The organism is Streptomyces sp. C (genome assembly GCF_000158895.1).
Classification (GTDB): Bacteria; Actinomycetota; Actinomycetes; order Streptomycetales; family Streptomycetaceae; genus Streptomyces; species Streptomyces racemochromogenes.
The window spans coordinates 1076801-1077538 of the sequence record NZ_GG657750.1; the positions used below are offsets into that span (position 1 = coordinate 1076801).

The window sequence follows — 738 nt, forward strand, 5'->3', positions numbered from 1 at the left end:
CCGGGACCTGGTGGTGTTCCCAGATCCGGCCCGATCCGCCCGCGCCGGCCACCAGGACCACCGGCGGGCCCGCCGCTCCGTGCACCGTGTACGCCGTCCCGCCCGGTGTGCGGCCGCTCGTGCGCGCCCCGGCGCCCGGGCCCGTCACGGCGCCATCCTGCGCAGGGCCGTCTCCACCCAGGCCGGGCGGCCGGTGTCCAGGCCGCGCAGGGCCACGTGGACCCACAGGAAGTCGGCCCGGGCCAGCACGTGTTCCCGCAGGCCGGGGCGTACGTCGCCGCCCGCCGCGCGGTAGGCCGCGAGGAGCCGGTCGAGGACGGCGGGGCCGCCCGCGTAGAGCAGGTCGACGAAGTCGACGGCGGGATCGCCGACATGGGCGTTCGCCCAGTCCAGCAGACCGGCCAGGACGGGCGGCCCGGAGCGCGGGCGGGTCACCAGGGTGTGCCCGGGGTGGACGTCGCCGTGCACCAGCGTCAGCCGTCCGGGCCACAGCCGGTCGTCGTCCAGCCAGGACTGCCACCGGCGCACTCCGGCCGCCGGCAGGGGGAGTTCGGCGCGGGCCCGGGCGAGCCGGTCCGCGGTGCGGGCGCGGACGGCGCCGGGGTCCGCACCGTCCGTCGCCGCCCGGGCCGCGAGGGCCGGGGAGGTGTCCGGCGGAGTCGTGTGCACCGCGACCAGGGTCCGGGCGAGCGGCTCCAGGTACCGGTCGGGGTGCGCCAGCGGGTCCATGGACCAGCC

At 79.4% G+C, this 738-nt stretch carries 1 protein-coding gene; it reads right to left on the bottom strand.

Annotated features, from left to right (window positions below; translation table 11 throughout):
• Positions 1–144: 144 nt before the first annotated feature.
• A partial coding sequence (locus tag SSNG_RS04775) for a phosphotransferase (RefSeq protein WP_165364973.1) occupies positions 145–738 on the bottom strand: 594 nt, incomplete at its 5' end.